17 protein-coding genes are annotated in these 14,632 nt (G+C 61.9%); 8 read left to right on the forward strand and 9 right to left on the reverse strand.

Annotated elements, in window-relative coordinates:
- Positions 1-14 precede the first annotated feature (14 nt).
- Positions 15-770, forward strand: coding sequence for a glucose 1-dehydrogenase (locus tag PQR42_RS18755; protein WP_408387177.1), 756 nt, complete (start codon positions 15-17; stop codon positions 768-770).
- Positions 771-798: 28 nt separating this feature from the next.
- Here the strand turns inward: PQR42_RS18755 and PQR42_RS18760 are convergent, their stop codons facing one another.
- The 6 genes from PQR42_RS18760 to PQR42_RS18785 form a co-directional block, all read right to left on the reverse strand.
- Positions 799-1,875 (reverse strand): LacI family DNA-binding transcriptional regulator, encoded by a 1,077-nt coding sequence (locus PQR42_RS18760; RefSeq protein WP_408387125.1) that lies wholly within the window; start codon positions 1,873-1,875, stop codon positions 799-801.
- 128 nt (positions 1,876-2,003) lie between these two features.
- Positions 2,004-2,972, reverse strand: a complete 969-nt coding sequence (locus tag PQR42_RS18765) for a dihydrodipicolinate synthase family protein (RefSeq protein WP_408387124.1) — start codon at positions 2,970-2,972, stop codon at positions 2,004-2,006.
- 49 nt (positions 2,973-3,021) lie between these two features.
- Positions 3,022-4,341 (reverse strand): MFS transporter, encoded by a 1,320-nt coding sequence (locus tag PQR42_RS18770; protein WP_408208480.1) that lies wholly within the window; start codon positions 4,339-4,341, stop codon positions 3,022-3,024.
- A gap of 197 nt (positions 4,342-4,538) precedes the next feature.
- Positions 4,539-4,754, reverse strand: coding sequence for a hypothetical protein (locus PQR42_RS18775; protein WP_408208482.1), 216 nt, complete (start codon positions 4,752-4,754; stop codon positions 4,539-4,541).
- A 45-nt stretch (positions 4,755-4,799) separates the two neighbouring features.
- Positions 4,800-5,297, reverse strand: a complete 498-nt coding sequence (locus PQR42_RS18780; RefSeq protein WP_408387123.1) for a hypothetical protein — start codon at positions 5,295-5,297, stop codon at positions 4,800-4,802.
- A 240-nt stretch (positions 5,298-5,537) separates the two neighbouring features.
- Positions 5,538-6,419: a transporter substrate-binding domain-containing protein gene (locus tag PQR42_RS18785; RefSeq protein WP_408387122.1), complete on the reverse strand. Its 882-nt coding sequence runs from the start codon at positions 6,417-6,419 to the stop codon at positions 5,538-5,540.
- A gap of 217 nt (positions 6,420-6,636) precedes the next feature.
- Between PQR42_RS18785 and PQR42_RS18790 the strand changes: the two genes are divergently transcribed.
- The 6 genes from PQR42_RS18790 (at position 6,637) to PQR42_RS18815 (ending at position 12,358) form a co-directional block, all read left to right on the forward strand.
- Positions 6,637-7,119: a hypothetical protein gene (locus PQR42_RS18790; RefSeq protein ID WP_408387121.1), complete on the forward strand. Its 483-nt coding sequence runs from the start codon at positions 6,637-6,639 to the stop codon at positions 7,117-7,119.
- Between the two features lie 198 nt (positions 7,120-7,317).
- Entirely contained in the window at positions 7,318-9,483 is a 2,166-nt protein-coding gene (locus PQR42_RS18795) for an ATP-binding protein (RefSeq protein ID WP_408387120.1), read from the forward strand.
- Entirely contained in the window at positions 9,480-11,129 is a 1,650-nt protein-coding gene (locus PQR42_RS18800) for a response regulator (RefSeq protein WP_408208496.1), read from the forward strand. Before PQR42_RS18795 ends, PQR42_RS18800 begins: the two co-directional genes overlap by 4 nt.
- Positions 11,107-11,739, forward strand: coding sequence for a response regulator (locus PQR42_RS18805; RefSeq protein WP_408208499.1), 633 nt, complete (start codon positions 11,107-11,109; stop codon positions 11,737-11,739). Before PQR42_RS18800 ends, PQR42_RS18805 begins: the two co-directional genes overlap by 23 nt.
- Positions 11,740-11,868: 129 nt before the next feature.
- Positions 11,869-12,117 carry a hypothetical protein gene (locus PQR42_RS18810; RefSeq protein WP_408208502.1) on the forward strand — a complete coding sequence of 83 codons (249 nt, stop codon included), beginning with the start codon at positions 11,869-11,871 and terminating at the stop codon, positions 12,115-12,117.
- A 31-nt stretch (positions 12,118-12,148) separates the two neighbouring features.
- Positions 12,149-12,358, forward strand: coding sequence for a hypothetical protein (locus tag PQR42_RS18815; RefSeq protein ID WP_408208505.1), 210 nt, complete (start codon positions 12,149-12,151; stop codon positions 12,356-12,358).
- Positions 12,359-12,400: 42 nt separating this feature from the next.
- On the opposite strand, the gene PQR42_RS18820 is transcribed toward PQR42_RS18815, so the two are convergent.
- The 3 genes from PQR42_RS18820 to PQR42_RS18830 form a co-directional block, all read right to left on the reverse strand.
- Complete coding sequence (locus tag PQR42_RS18820; protein ID WP_408387118.1) at positions 12,401-13,249, reverse strand: DUF6566 family protein; 849 nt, start codon at positions 13,247-13,249, stop codon at positions 12,401-12,403.
- A gap of 25 nt (positions 13,250-13,274) precedes the next feature.
- Positions 13,275-13,583, reverse strand: a complete 309-nt coding sequence (locus tag PQR42_RS18825; RefSeq protein WP_408208511.1) for a hypothetical protein — start codon at positions 13,581-13,583, stop codon at positions 13,275-13,277.
- A 152-nt stretch (positions 13,584-13,735) separates the two neighbouring features.
- Positions 13,736-14,362, reverse strand: a complete 627-nt coding sequence (locus PQR42_RS18830; protein ID WP_408493696.1) for an AraC family transcriptional regulator — start codon at positions 14,360-14,362, stop codon at positions 13,736-13,738.
- A gap of 49 nt (positions 14,363-14,411) precedes the next feature.
- Here PQR42_RS18830 and PQR42_RS18835 point away from each other — a divergent pair, with 49 nt between their 5' ends.
- Complete coding sequence (locus PQR42_RS18835; protein WP_408208517.1) at positions 14,412-14,555, forward strand: hypothetical protein; 144 nt, start codon at positions 14,412-14,414, stop codon at positions 14,553-14,555.
- The last annotated feature ends 77 nt before the right edge of the window (positions 14,556-14,632 follow it).

Here is a 14,632-nt window from a genome sequence, read left to right on the forward strand (position 1 = left end):
ATAGCAATCTGAACATGTTTGATCTGTCGGGCCGTCGTGCTCTGGTCACAGGGTCGAGTACCGGTATTGGTTACGCGCTCGCAAAAGGACTGGCCGGCGCCGGCGCGGAAATCATTCTGAATGGCCGCAGCGAGGCGAGGCTGGCGGAGGCTGTCAGCCGTTTGCGCGATGAAGGGGCCACCGTCCATGCCGCAAGTTTCGACGTGACATCGGCGGATGAAGTGGAAAAGGCGATCGCCGCTATCGAACGCGAAATCGGCGCAATCGACATTCTGGTCAACAACGCCGGCATGCAGCGTCGCGCGCCGCTCGAACAGTTCTCCCATGAACAATGGCAGGAACTGATGAAGACCAACGTCGACAGCGTGTTCCTCGTCGGGCAGGCGGTGGCGCGGCATATGATCGAGCGTCAACGCGGCAAGATCATCAACATCTGTTCAGTGCAAAGCGAACTGGGCCGCCCCAACATTGCCGCCTACACCGCGAGCAAGGGTGCCGTGAAGATGCTGACGAAGGGCATGGCGATCGACTGGGGCCAGCACGGCATCCAGGTCAATGGTCTCGGGCCGGGCTACTTCAAGACCGAATTGACCGAGGCGCTCGTCAAGGACGAGACCTTCAGCAAGTGGCTGATTGGACGGACGCCGTCGCGGCGTTGGGGCGATGTGGAAGATCTCGTCGGCGCCGCGGTCTTTCTGGCGAGCAACGCTTCGAACTTCGTCAACGGTCACATTCTTTATGTGGATGGCGGCGTGACCGCCACGCTGTAGTCCGTCGATAAGGCGCCGCGCCGCGAGGCTATCTCGCGGCCGGTCCCGTCGACTCCCGGTGCTGAAACAACGCATGCACCTCGTGCCCGTGCAGCGGACGCTTGCCGTCGAGCGTGTCGAGCAGATACTGCGCGGCAAGCCGGCCGATCTCATAGGTGTCGACGCGCATCGTGGTCAACGCCGGGCGAATCTCCTGCGCCATTTCCAGATCGTCGAACCCGGTGACGGACAATTCGCCGGGAATCGCGATGCCCAGTTCCTCCGCCTCGCGCAGCACGCCCAGCGCGATATGGTCGTTGCCGCAGATGATCGCGGTGGGACGTTCGCCCGGCGCTTGCCAGATCGTGCGCAGGCTGCGCCGCCCGAATCCCATGGTCGACTCGCCTTCGAACATATGCTCCGGCCGCACGGCGAGGCCGTGACGTTCGAGCGTCGCGCGAATGCCCGCGACGCGCGCCTGCACGCGGTCGTTATCGCGCGTCGGCTGGATGCAGACCGCGAACGAGCGGTGCCCGAGGGCGATCAGATGTTCGGTGATCTCCGCATAGGCCGCGTGATTGTCGAAGCCTATGCAGGTGTGCGGACTGTCCTTGCGATATGCGTACGTGACCGCATACGGCACGCGGTAGAGCCGCAACGCATCGAACAGTTCGGGCGGATGAGCTTCGCCCACCACCGCCATCGCTTCCACGCCACGCGCCAGCATCGCGCGCACCTGCGTGAGCGCCTGCGCGGGATCGTAGTTCGAGCAGCCGAGCACCAGTGTGATGCCGCGTGCCGCGAACGCTGCCTGCATCCCGCTCACCTGTGAAGCGAACACGCGATCATCCAGTGTCGGAATGATGATGCCGGCAATATGGCTGCGCGTGGAGGCGAGGGCGCGGCCCGCCGCATTCGGAAACCAGTTGAGCGTGAGCGCGGCATGCTCGACGCGCTCGCGCACGTTCGCGGAGACCTTGTCCGGCTCGTTGTAGACCCGCGATACGGTTGCCGTGGAGACGCCCGCAAGCTTGGCGACATCGGACAGCACGCTGCGGCCTGTGCTGCGGCGAGCGCGGTTCGTCGGGGTGCGGGCGGCGGCCGGCGGGTCGAGGGAGTCAGGCATCGGGTTGGAACGCGCAGAGTGAATCGGAGAACGCCCGCCATCTTACCGCCGCCTACGCGCGCGAAGCGTGGGCGCGCGTGACAGTTTCAGCGGACGTTCCTGTGATCCGGAAGTCCTCCGGGCAAACGCTAGCCAACGGCGCGGTTCCCGCCGAGTGCCGCAATACGGCCACGAAAATGCTCAGTGCCGGCGACGATCTTGTCGAGCACCGCATCGAGCGCCCAGAAGCGTTCGCGCACGTCGTAGTCGATCACGCGGCAGCGAATCGAGGCGAATGTGCCGATCCGTTGATGGTAGATCTTCGCGAGAGCCGGATAACCGAGCGATTCGGAGACGGCGGCGAGCACGAGGAACGTGGCGAGTTCCTCCGCAAGAGCCGGGTCTTGCGCCGCATCGTTGCGCAGCCAGCTGTACAGATCCGGGTGGAAGTTCGTGAACACGCCGTTGAAGCCGGCGGAACCCGCCTTCATCGCGTCCCATGCGATGGCCGCGTTGGCGTTGAGGATTTTCAGCGGCGAACCTGCGGCGAGCGCGACGCGCCGTTTGACCGTGGCGAGATCGCAGCTCACGTCCTTCAGCATGATGAAGCGGCCGGTGTCGATGCACAGCTTCAATTCGTCGTCGGAGAGAAGACGGCGGTAGGGCGCGGGGCATTCGTACAAACCGAGCGGAATGTCGGACGGCAGGCGCGCGAGCAGTTGCTTGAGATTCGCCGCGAAAGCCTCGGTTCCCTGTTGCTTCGGGTCGAGCCGGTTCGTCACCAGCACGACGCCTTGTGCGCCCGTGCTTGCGGCGACGTTGAGTTCCTCGGCCTGCGCCTCGGGGTCGTCGCTGATATGGCCGGAGACGACGACAGGAATGCGGCCCGCCACCTTGTCGACGACGAAACGTCCCAGCGCGCCACGCTCGGCGAGCGTCAGGAACTGCATTTCACTCGATTGCGCGACGGCGAAGAGCGCGTCCGATCCATGCGCGATATACCACTCGATCAGGCGTTCGAGTCCGGCGTAGTCGATTGCGCCGGTATCGTCGAACGGCGTCAGCATCACGGGGACGATGCCTTCGATCGACGTGGTGGCTTGTTTGGAAGTGGTCATGCTCGTGATCTCCCGGAGAGGGTTCGTTGAGTCGAGGCGGCGCGCGCGATCATGCGGGCGCTCGCACGGATTCGGTTGGGGCGGACGGGTCTTCGATCGGCTTGCGCACCAGCAGCAGGTAGCTCATCGCGCCGATAAATGCGATGCCTGCGGCCGTCAGCAGCGCGGGGACGAACGACCAGCTCTGCGCGATGTAGCCCGTCAGGATCGGCGCGAGGGCGCCGCCCAGAAAACCGCCGAAGTTCTGGATGGCGCCGAGCGAGCCGACGCGGTTCGGCGGCGCGGCGGCGGTAGCGAGCGCCCATGAACTCGCGGATGCGGCATTCGCCAGAAAGATCACCACCGAGATGCACACGATCGCGATGGTGTTGCTCTCGACGAGCGCCGCCGGAATCGTGAAGGCGACCATGCCGAGCATCGCGATCACCACCGCATTGCGGCGGCTCGCGACCGGGCTCGTGCTGCGGCTCGTGATGAGATCGGAGAACCAGCCGGCCGTCAGCGAGCCCAGAAAACCGCAGAAGAACGGTATCGATGCCGCGACGCCCGTATGCATCAGGCTCATGTGGCGTTCCATCGTCAGATAGCCGGGCAGCCACGTGAGGTACACCCAGTTCAGGTAGACCGAGCCGAAGAAGCCGATCAGCATGCCCCACGTGGTGCCGTGCGAAAACAGCGAGCGCCATTCGGCGAAGGTGACCGTGGGTGCCGGCTTGCGGTCGGCTTCGTCGCCTTCGAGATAGTGCCGCTCGGCTTCGGTCATGGTGGCCTTGACGGGGTCGCGGTACACCGCGAGCCACACGAGCGCCACGACGAGGCCGACCACGCCCGTCACGATGAACGCCCAGCGCCAGTGAAACTGCACGACGAGAACCGACAGGCACAGCGGCGCGAGCGCCGTGCCGAGCGGCGACGCCGAGTTGAAAATGCCGGTCGGCTTGCCGCGCGCGCGCAGCGGAAACCAGTTGCTCACCACACGGGCCGCCGACGGAAACTGCGGCGCCTCGCCGATGCCCAGCACGATCCGCGCGAGGATGAACCAGCCGAAGGTCGAGACGAATCCGCCCGCCGCCTGCGCGAGCGACCAGACGATCAGGCCGATGCCGAGCAGCTTGCGCGGTCCGATCCGGTCGACGAGGCCGCCTACCGGCAACTGAAAGAGCGCATAGCTCCACGAGAACGCGGAGAGCAGCAGCCCCATTTGTCCGAGCGACAGCCCGAGATCATGACGGATCAGCGGATTGGCAACCGCGAGCGTGCCGCGATCCAGATAGTTGACGATGCCGCTCACCATCAGCAGCGTGAGCGCCACGATCTGGGCGCGGCGGACTCTCGGTGGCGCCTGCTCGAGGCTCGGTGTTGCGCTCATGATCGTTGTCTCCGTTTCATGTCTTCGGTTGGTGTGAGCAAGCCGCGCCGATGCGATGTCGGGCGGCCGGAAATTGCGCATCCACCTGGGCGACGGTGTCGTTCAGTGGCGTATGTTAGCGCTTACATTTGCCGGTGATTTTGAGCTATTCATGGGATTTTTTGGCAATTTCGCTTCAGGCATCTCGATGATAGCGCTTACATTTTGAGCTCCACTTCGAGGAGATTGCAAGCGTTAGCGCAGTGTTGGAGGGTAAACCCCGGCCATTTGCGGGGGAATGCGACGTTGTTGAAGGCGCAAACGCGGCTTGCCGCTCCTTCGCCTGGAGCCGGATCGGATATTTCGCGGAAGCCGGGCGGCGAGATCTCGATGTTCAGCGCGCCTGGCAGCGGCACCTCGATCACCGTGCGCATACCGGTTGTCGACGCTGCGTAGCTGCCGAGAACCTGATTGAATCGTCAAGGCGATTTTCGCAAGCGGGCGACAATCGCGTTGATCTGCACGTCGAAGCGTTCGAACCATGACCGCGCCGCGTCCAATTGCGCGTCGACTTCCTGAAAGTGGGCCTCGTGCAATTCGACAGCGCGCCCGGCGGCGGCAATCGCCTCAGGAGTCGTCTTCGAGCGAAACGCGTGCGAGGCGAGCGACTCGATCTCGCCACGGTTGCTCTGACTCTGATCCGTGAGTTCAGTGAGCAGCCCCTTCAACATCTGCAATTGACCGTGCCAGTCACTCTCCGCCCGATATAGCGCCTCGATAAGAGGTCCGGCATCGTCCGCCAAAGCGATATTTGCCGCGGCGGACGTGCCCTGCCGCAGGTGATCCAGCACCGCGAGACAGCCCTCCGCGCGCTGGGCCAGTTCTTTCGCTTTGTCATGCGCTTCGGCCATGCGCGTCTTGAGCGCCGCGGCGCGATCGCAAAGCCGCGCCTGTAGGACGAACGTCTGCGGCTTCACCTGTCAGTGTCCATGTGTAGGCGTTCGTGGGTCGCGACGAATGATTCTGAACCTGACGATGTGGGCGAATTTGCTCACTTCTTTTCCTTATGGCCGTTTGCATTTGAGTTGATGCCCGCGTCGCGGGACTAGCGCCGCCTCTCCATGTATACGGCGACGCCGCATGCGGCTTGATATCAGGATTTCCTGATTTTGGCCCAGGCATAGCCCTTCCAACGGCGTGGCGCGCCGCGGACGACGTCAGCTCATCCAGTACTCGTCTGGAATCCTGCGGTCCGCTTCGGAAAGGAAAGGGTTGTCGAGCGTGAAGGTCAGCCGGGACGCGATCCTGGCGCGTGACAGCGCGTCCTGGATGTAGTGATGAGAGTTGAACAGTCGCATGTAGGCGCCATTGCGATACGCAGCGATGAGCCCGTCTTCGATCGTCTCCGCCAGCGCTTCGTGGCCCGAGGCGACATAGAAAATGAAATCCGATCGATACTTCAGCAGCAGACGGTTCTCAACCACGAGATCCGGTTCCCGGTGCTGGCGTCCATCGAGTTCAGTAAATGCTTCAACTAAGCCGCGTGGAAAATAGTCGACCCGGCCACCTTGGGTCATCTCGAACATCGTGTCATAGGTCGAGGTCTGGACATTCAGGCCGGCTGCTTTCAGGATCTCCGTATCGATCCATCCAATTCCCTGCACGCACGCGAATGCTTTCAGATCGGAGAAGCGCTCGACCTTGTCGAAATCGGCTTGCCGATCCTTTCGGATGACGAACACCCGGTGGCCGATCAGCCCACGATGTATCGGAATCCGCACTACATTCCTGCCGCGCTCGGCTTGCGCCTCCATGCTCGTCCAGTGCAGATTGATCATGTTGTTGGTGCCGGCCAGTTCGGCCAGCGCGCGACCGCGCTCCATTTCCATGTCGGCTGAGTGCAATGTGTACGATGCGTTGGCCGTTTTCATGGCCAGATCGAGGACGGCGAGCGCAAACGCGACGTGCACGTCGCGGGCGGGCCGAATGCGGGGATAGACGATGTCAAAGTGAACGGGAGGGTCGGCAGGCGCGGCACGCGCGCGAAGCGTGATGCCCGCCGCACTCAGCGCTGCCAGTACAAAGCGCCTGCGATGCATGGATGGATGATTTCTCGAAACAGGAATGACGCGCTCAATTGGGCGCTTGTCCGCGCAGATTCTCGCCTGATCGGTTTTTCATCGTGCCACGTCCTGATCGTGCTGACAAACCGTGTAATCCCTTTGTCAGGAAGTGCGGGATGTTGTCCGGAACAGGTCGACGCATTCCCCAGAGCATGGCTTTTGATGCCCCGTACGGCATCAGACCGGCGTCCAAATGCCGATGCGCAGGCATTCAGGATTTCCTGACGGCATATTCAGCAGATCGGAAGTGCATTTTTCCGGGCTTCCTGACTGTGTGCCGCCCTCGGTCTCCCTAGGATGTTTTATCGAAATCGTCTATATCAGCGGACCCGTTATGAACGGTCATTCAGAAAACCGCGAAGTCGCGGTTGAATTCCTCAACACCGCATGCGAGCGCCTGTTCGATATCTGGTGCGAAAGCAGAAGCGTCATACCGCTTAGCTATCTGTTGCACTGCTGGCCGTTGCCGGATTGGGGATACGCGTCCGTGAAGCGACTGTCGGACGGATTGCGCGAACTGAGGATGTCGAACCCCGACGCTCTCGGCGGCCGCGTCCGGCCGATCCTCGGCGAGCTGACGTCATGCATCGATGAGATTCTGCTGTATCCGCGGATCTGCTTGCCGCGGGCGATCACCGATTCGCCGCCTGTCGAGCCGATCATGTACGTCATGTAGATTCTCGTCAGATTAATCACGGCGCGTTTCACCCAGAATGAGCGCCGGCGCAGACCAGGAAATGAGAGTGACTGGCCGGCCGGGGCAGGCAAACATTAAATCGCCACCCTGCCGATGCGGCGGCCGATTGGTCTGGGCCGCGCAGCGGCAACGAGTGCAGAATAGACGAAACAAGAACCGTAGCACTCGCGGGGATGTATGAAGCACAACCTGTTCGATGCATGGTGGAGTTTGATCGGCAGCTTCAGGAGCAGCCTTGTGTCGCGGCTTCTCGTGACGGTGCTGCTCGTCAGTTGCGTAGTCACTGTGTTGTTGACCGGGTTGCAGCTTTACCGCGACTACTACCGGGGCGTAGAGGAGATTGAAAATCGCCTTGCGGACATTGACCGCAGCAATTGCGACAGTCTCGCGGAAGCGCTCTGGCGCCTGGACGGCGCCCAGCTGCAACTGGAGTTGAACGGCATTCTGCGTCTCGCCGACATTCGTGCCGTGGAAATCCGCGAGACGGGGAAAGACAGTCAATCTGCCTACCTGAGCGCGGGTCAGCGCTCAGCCGGTCCCGTCATTGCCCGCGAGTTTCCGCTCCTCTATAGCGTGCAGGGTAAAGAGCGCGAGATCGGCAAGCTCTACGTCGAGGCGACGCTGCTCGACCTTTACCATGAGCTGATGCGAACCGCTGCGATGATTCTTGTCACTCAGGCCGCCAACACTTTCCTCGTCTCGCTGTTCATCGTCTACATCCTGTCCCGTCTTGTGATGCGGCACGTCGCGGCCATCGCGCGCACGGTGGAAGACTACGATTTCCGTGAGCCGCCTCAGCCGTTCAGTCTCCAGCGGCGCAAACGGCGTGATCCGGACGAACTGGATCGCGTGGCGGCCGCATTCAATGCGATGGGCGCGCGGCTGTACTGCGCGTATCGCGACGAGCAGGACACGGCGGCTGAACGCGAAGCACGCAATCTGGCGGAAGCGGCCAACCGCGCCAAAGGCGAATTCCTCGCGAATATGAGTCATGAGCTGCGGACACCGCTGAACGGCATTCTCGGCTACGCGCAGATCCTCGAGCGCGATACCACGCTGGGCGAGCGGCAGCGTGAACGCGTGGCGGCGATCCGCCATAGTGGCGAACATCTGCTGACCTTGATCGAAGACACGCTCGATTTCGCGAGGATCGAAGCGGGCAAGCTGCGTGTCGAAATCGGTGACGTGCCATTGGCAGGGTTTGTCGATGTCATTCGGGACATCATCGACGTGAAAGCGGAGCAGAAGCGCCTCGACTTCATCTGCGAAATCGCCGGGGATGCGCCCGTCGGCGTGCGTGCCGATGAGCGGCGCTTGCGGCAGGTCATGCTCAACCTGCTTGCCAACGCCGTGAAGTTCACCGATTCGGGTTGCGTCAGCCTGCATATCTCGAGGTCCGAGTCGAACCGCGTCCGTTTCGAAGTGCGCGACACGGGGATCGGCATTGGCCACGATCAGTTGAATACGATCTTCGAGCCGTTCGAGCAACTGGGCGCGGCCGAGCGACGAGCAGGCGGGGCCGGCCTCGGTCTGGCCATCAGCCGCGAGTTCGTGCGTGCGATGGGTGGCGAGATCGAGGTGGAAAGCCAAATCGGGCAGGGGAGTACTTTCCGCTTCGAACTGCCGGCAGCGAGCATGACGCCCGTGTTGCGCAAGACGACGGGCCCTACGGCGCTCTCGTTCACGGCGACGGGCTATGAGGGGCCGCGCAGGAAGGTGCTGGTCGTCGACGACGTCGAGGTCAATCGCGAGATCGTTGTGGATCTGCTAGGCCGTCTCGGCTTCGATACCGTCGAGGCGGAAAACGGCCGCGACGGGCTCGAGAAGGCGCAGCGCGAACGACCGGCGCTGATTCTCACGGACATCGTGATGCCCGAAATGAACGGATTCGAACTGACACGCGACCTGCGTCAATTGCAGGAGTTCGCCGATGTTCCGATCGTTGCCATGTCCGCCAGCCCATCCGAAGTCAACAGGGCGATGAGCATTGAAGCGGGGGTGAACGCATTCCTCTCCAAACCGGTCGACCTCGAAGCGCTGCTGGCACAGGTCGCCACGCTGCTCGGTCTGAAGTGGACCCATGCATCGCCGGCGCCGCCCACTCGCACTGCTACGCCCGAAATCAGTCTTGCGGCCGTGCCTCGGCAACAGATGGAGGAACTGCATCATCTCGCCCGCCTTGGCGACATGCATGAAATCATCGCGTGGGCGGAGAGCGTGGCGGCGCGCGATTCGCGTTATCGCTCGTTCACGGCGCAACTCTGCGCGCTCGCTCGCGACTACCAGTCGAAAGCCATACTCCATCTGGTCGAGCGGCATCTGAATGTCGAGCCCAAGCCATGAACGAGCCCAACGTGGAGGCCGGCGAACGGCCGACGATCCTCATTGCGGACGACACGCCGGCGAATTTCGGCGTGGTCGTCGAGAGCCTGACGGACCGCGGCTTCCGGGTACTCGTTGCGCTCGACGGCGAAGAGGCGCTCGAACGCGCGCTGTTCTCCCAGCCCGATCTGATCCTGCTCGACGTGAAGATGCCTGGCATCGACGGCTTCGAGACCTGTCGGCGACTCAAGGCGGATGCGCGCACGTGCGATATCGCGGTAATTTTCATGACGTCGTTGACGGGCGCGGAAGACATGGTCGAGGGTTTCTCGGCCGGTGGCGTCGATTACGTGGCGAAGCCCGTCCGTGTCAATGAAATGATGGCGCGCATCGAGACCCATCTCGCCTTGCGCGTGATGCACCGGCAGCTGGTCGTGCAGAACCGCCAGCTCCTGAACGAAGTGGCGGTGCGCCACCAGGCCGAAGCCGCATTGTCGCGCGCACGCGATGCACTGGAGCAGCAGGTCGAGCAGCGCACGCGGCAACTCGCGGAGTCGAACGCGAGGCTTTCCGCTCAGGTCGACGAGCGCCGCCGGGCGGAAGCGAAATTGCAGGCGAGCGAAGCGCGCTTTCGCACGATTGTCGAAACCAGCCCGATTCCGCTGTGCATCACGTCGATGCCCGAAGGCGTCATCCTGTACGCGAATGAACCGCTGCGAGAACTGTTCGGTATCGATACGGGCATGGGCACGCTGACCAACATCGTCGATTTCTATGTGGATCCCGGCGACCGTGACCGGCTCGTGTCGCATCTGCGCACGGAGGGCAGTTTCAACAATAGCGAAGTCCAGATGCGGCGCGTGGACGGCTCGGCGTTCTGGGCCATGGCGACCGCGCGCGTGGCGACGTTCGGCGACGCGCCGGCGATCTACGTGGGCCTCAGCGATATTACGTCGCGCAAGCGTATCGAGCAGGAGTTGTTCGAATCGCGCAATCAATTGCGCGAGTTGTCCGCCTATATGGAGGCGATTCGCGAGGAAGAGCGCAAGCGCATCGCCATGGAGATTCACGATGAACTCGGCCAGTTGCTGACCGCCCTGAAGATGGACGTCTCGCTGCTGAAAATGCGCCTCGGCAAGGATCCGGACGCGATGCGCAAAGCCGAGGACATGCGGGAACTGGTCGAAAAGACGATCTGGATGGTCCGCAATGTCGCGAACCATCTGCGGCCGGTGGCGCTGAACTTCGGAGTCGTGTCGGCGCTGGAGTGGCTCGTGGAGGACTTCATGCGACGCAATGGCATTCCTTGCCAGTTGCATATCAACGGAGGCGAACCGGTGCTGCCGGAGGCTTATGCCACAGCCGTATTTCGTATCGTTCAGGCTTCGCTGACCAACGTCGGGCGCCACGCGCATGCGACGCGGGCCGACGTGACGCTGACCAGCACGGCGGCGGCACTCGAACTCCACGTGAGCGACGACGGCTGCGGTTTTGATCCAAACATGGCGCGTACGGGTTATTCCTATGGACTGCTCGGCATGCAGGAGCGCGCCCGCCTGATCGGCGGCGCGATGACTATCGACAGTGCGCAGAGCATGGGCACTGCTATTTCCATTCACATTCCGCTTACAGGCGGGGCAGAAAATGATCGACGTCCTGATTGCTGATGACCACGCCGTGGTGCGTGGCGGCCTGAAACAGATTATCGCGACGACCACGGATATCGTCGTCGCCGCCGAGGCCGCGCAAGGTTCGGAAGTGCTCGACCGGCTGCGCGCGAGGCGGTTCGATCTCGTGCTGCTGGACATGACGATGCCCGGCATCAGCGGAGTCGATCTGATCCGGCGCGTACGTGCCGAGCAGCCACCTTTACCGATCCTCGTGCTCAGTATCCACAACGAGGCACAGGTCGTGTCGCGCGCGCTGCGCGCCGGCGCGACGGGTTATGTGACGAAAGACAGCGATCCGGACGTGCTGCTCGCGGCGATCCGCAAGCTGGCGGGAGGCGGGCGGTTCATCGACCCGAAACTGGTCGACGCGATGGTCTTTGAAACGCATTCCGGCGACGCTCCACCGCACCAGGTGTTGTCCGACCGTGAATTTCAGGTATTGCAGATGCTGGCCGCCGGTCAAAGCATCAACGAGATTGCCGAGTCGTGTTCGCTCAGCGCCAAGACCATCAGCACCCATAAGATGCGTCTCATGCAAAAGCTCGGCCTCAACAACAACGCCGAGCTGATCCGGTATGCGATCAGGCACGGTCTGGTCACCGAGTGACAGAGCCGTTAGGGAAATCCTGAGGCTCGAAGCAGCGTTTCCCGAATCAACAATCCGGCGCTGCTGACTGAAGAATCCTCGCCGTTGTCCCACGATTGTCAAATGGGAACCTAAGGTGCGGGGGCAGATGTGGATGCGACGAAAAGCTCACTACGCGGACTGCGCGAGAAATTATGGGCAACGGCGGGCACGCTGCCGGTCCGTGTGCTCACGCTGCATGGTTCGCAGGACGGTCTGACTTGCCGGGTATGCGTCGAAGTCAGGCGTCCGGATGGTCCGATCCTGCTGTTCTTCTTCCGGCACGAAGACGGTACCTGGCACGTATTTCCGCCGGCAAAGAACCTGTGCAGAATGAGCTTCGAGCCACTCGTCGTGTGACGTGAACGAGGCCGGACAAAGGAGATCATCGATGAACGCAGACAACCTGGGGACATTGTCGGGGCACGAAACGAAATTGCGCGCGTGGCTGAGCGAATGGTACGACCACGCATTCGCGACTGGCTTCATCCAGCCGCCTTTCATACTCGACGACGCGACCGCTTTGAGGCTGGAGGGTTATTTCGATGTGGGTCTGACGCCCGCGGAGGGCGTCAACGCGATCTTCGGCGTGGTGCATTGACGGCGTCAGACGAGCCGGCGCACCCGCTTGTCGATGCGCTGCTCACCCGGAGCGGGCTTTTTGTTGCCGGACGTGGCTGTCCGGTTCGGCGGCGTCGCTATCTTCACCGCTTTCCTCGTCGATCCATCGCCGCGCCCATTCGAGCGCGTATTGCTGTGCCGTCTCGCAGTTTTTGAAGCCCGGACCGATCAGCCCGGAACGCGCGACTCGCCTTTCATCACGCACGATCTCGGCCCATCCGCGGAAACGGGTGTTCGCTAACCGGTCGGCGGCAATGTAGATGACGTAGCCGCGCGGGTCGGATTCGGTTTGGCCTTTCGACGCAAGGCCCATCCACGGTGACGCGGTTCGATGAATGGAATGAAGGGGTGTCACCGGCGCGCGGGATTCGATGCGCTCGGCTACGGCATGCGTGGAATTGACGGGATGCGGGAGCTGCCGCGCGATGTCCCTGAACGTATCGGCCGTTTCGGATGACTGCCATGTCTCGCGCGGTGTCTGCCACGACGCCTGGTCTCTCCAGAACACCCGGCGAAAACCTTCGTCCCGAGTCTGGCGATCGATGCCGCGCGTCAGGGCATCGCGGCGTTCCAGTGTCAGTTGCGGACCGCACCGAAACTTGCGTCCGGTACTCGAAAGAATCCGGTACATCTCCGCGAGGGCGCCGCTCGAACGCCACGCCTCGAAGCGGTGCCGGCACGTCGGCGCCGACGGATAGTGGCTCGGCAACATAGACCAGGAGTCGCCGGTTGTCAGTACCCACAGCACGGCATTCGCCACGACGCGAACCGGTGCGCGTGGCCGGCCGCGCTGCCGGTGAACAATCGGAGGATTTGCCAGGATGGGCGCGAGCAGCAACCACTCTTCGTCACTGATTTCGTTGAAATGCACGCTGGCCTCCACATCTGCGTTCGCGCTACCACCCGCTCGTCAGCCACGTTGGCAGGGACGACAGAATCAGCAGATCCTCGACACAATCCGATAGCTCGCAAACTTCCTGAAAGGTGGCATCGCTGGAATCGTGCAGATGTTGCCGTCTGAGCTCGCGTAACGCAGTTCCAAGACGCCGAAGCGTCTCGGGGTCGCTGTTCATCATCGGCCAGCCTCTTAACAGATACGTTAGCGGCACGACGCTTCTGGTTTCGCACCACCGGTCGAAGAGATGCAAGCACATTGCGTTGATGTGCTCGATCGAATTTTCTCTTTCAGACAGATAGGGAACCATGGCGATACTCATTTAAAGGACGATCGGCGTGCGTTCATCGTATGCGGCCAGTTTTCGTGGTGCTGTCAGGAGATCAAGAAAATAAGAGTGGTCGATGCTGAACTTTGGGTCAGGGAATCCTTATAGGGCAGTACGCAAGCCGACGGTATCGCTCATAACTTGCGGGACCTCAATAAGCTCGGAGGGTGTCCATAGAACTTCTTGAATGCCTGTGAATAGGCGCCCTCCGTCGCGTAGCCGACCGACACGGCGATATCGAGTAACCGCATGCCTCGCGCGTGAAGTTCCAGGGCTCTCGTCATGCGGACATGATGGCGCCACTGCTGGAATGTCTGTCCTGTGCTGGCAACGAACGCGCGTTGGATCGTTTTTTCGCTTGCCCCCGCGTCGCGAGCCCATGCCTCGATGGACTTGCCGATGGATGGATCGCTTTCGAGTTCTCGGCAAATGGCTGCGATGCGCCGATCGTCCGGGATCTGAATGCCGGTTGATGACAGAGGAGCCTGTTTCAGTTCGTCGACGATGACGAGAGTTTTTCGGTAGCGTTGTCTGAAATCCAGACTATCCGTTGTCCAGTTACTTGCATCGAGGATCAGCTCCTTCAGGAGCGGCTTGACTGCGAGTACGAGAAACGAATCGCTTGCGTAGAGGGAACGGTCGATGTAAAGGCTGTGATAGCGGAATGTGCGATCCATGAAAACCGAATGAGGCAGTCCTGCCGGAATCCAGGCGGCGCGATCCGGCGCCAATCGAACGCCCGTATCCGGTGTCTCGAGCAAAGTCGGCGCGGCTGCTGCGGTGACGCGTCTTTCGTCGGTTTTTGGGCCGATGATTATCGGCGCCCTGCTGACGTATTTTGCCGTGGAAGCGGTGTTCGCCTATCTCGCCATGGTGGCCCTATGCGGGATGGTAGTTATCGCCACGCTGGGGTCCGAGACACGGGGCAAAGCGCTCGACGAGATTTCGAATTGATTCGAGTTCCGGTGTTTGTCACCTGATGCTTTGACTTTAGATGCGGGGCGGCGCGAACTGCGCCGCCGTCCCTGAAG

The sequence above is a fragment of the Paraburkholderia sediminicola genome, assembly GCF_046027355.1.
In the GTDB taxonomy this organism is placed as follows: Bacteria; Pseudomonadota; Gammaproteobacteria; order Burkholderiales; family Burkholderiaceae; genus Paraburkholderia; species Paraburkholderia sediminicola_B.

Coding starts and splice junctions, on each gene's coding strand:
- PQR42_RS18755 (WP_408387177.1), top strand. CDS start 15: ATGTTTGATCTGTCGGGCCGTCGTGCTCTGGTCACAGGGTCGAGTACC.
- PQR42_RS18760 (WP_408387125.1), bottom strand. CDS start 1,875: ATGCCTGACTCCCTCGACCCGCCGGCCGCCGCCCGCACCCCGACGAAC.
- PQR42_RS18765 (WP_408387124.1), bottom strand. CDS start 2,972: ATGACCACTTCCAAACAAGCCACCACGTCGATCGAAGGCATCGTCCCC.
- PQR42_RS18770 (WP_408208480.1), bottom strand. CDS start 4,341: ATGAGCGCAACACCGAGCCTCGAGCAGGCGCCACCGAGAGTCCGCCGC.
- PQR42_RS18775 (WP_408208482.1), bottom strand. CDS start 4,754: ATGCGCACGGTGATCGAGGTGCCGCTGCCAGGCGCGCTGAACATCGAG.
- PQR42_RS18785 (WP_408387122.1), bottom strand. CDS start 6,419: ATGCATCGCAGGCGCTTTGTACTGGCAGCGCTGAGTGCGGCGGGCATC.
- PQR42_RS18790 (WP_408387121.1), top strand. CDS start 6,637: ATGCCGATGCGCAGGCATTCAGGATTTCCTGACGGCATATTCAGCAGA.
- PQR42_RS18795 (WP_408387120.1), top strand. CDS start 7,318: ATGAAGCACAACCTGTTCGATGCATGGTGGAGTTTGATCGGCAGCTTC.
- PQR42_RS18800 (WP_408208496.1), top strand. CDS start 9,480: ATGAACGAGCCCAACGTGGAGGCCGGCGAACGGCCGACGATCCTCATT.
- PQR42_RS18805 (WP_408208499.1), top strand. CDS start 11,107: ATGATCGACGTCCTGATTGCTGATGACCACGCCGTGGTGCGTGGCGGC.
- PQR42_RS18815 (WP_408208505.1), top strand. CDS start 12,149: ATGAACGCAGACAACCTGGGGACATTGTCGGGGCACGAAACGAAATTG.
- PQR42_RS18825 (WP_408208511.1), bottom strand. CDS start 13,583: ATGGTTCCCTATCTGTCTGAAAGAGAAAATTCGATCGAGCACATCAAC.
- PQR42_RS18835 (WP_408208517.1), top strand. CDS start 14,412: ATGATTATCGGCGCCCTGCTGACGTATTTTGCCGTGGAAGCGGTGTTC.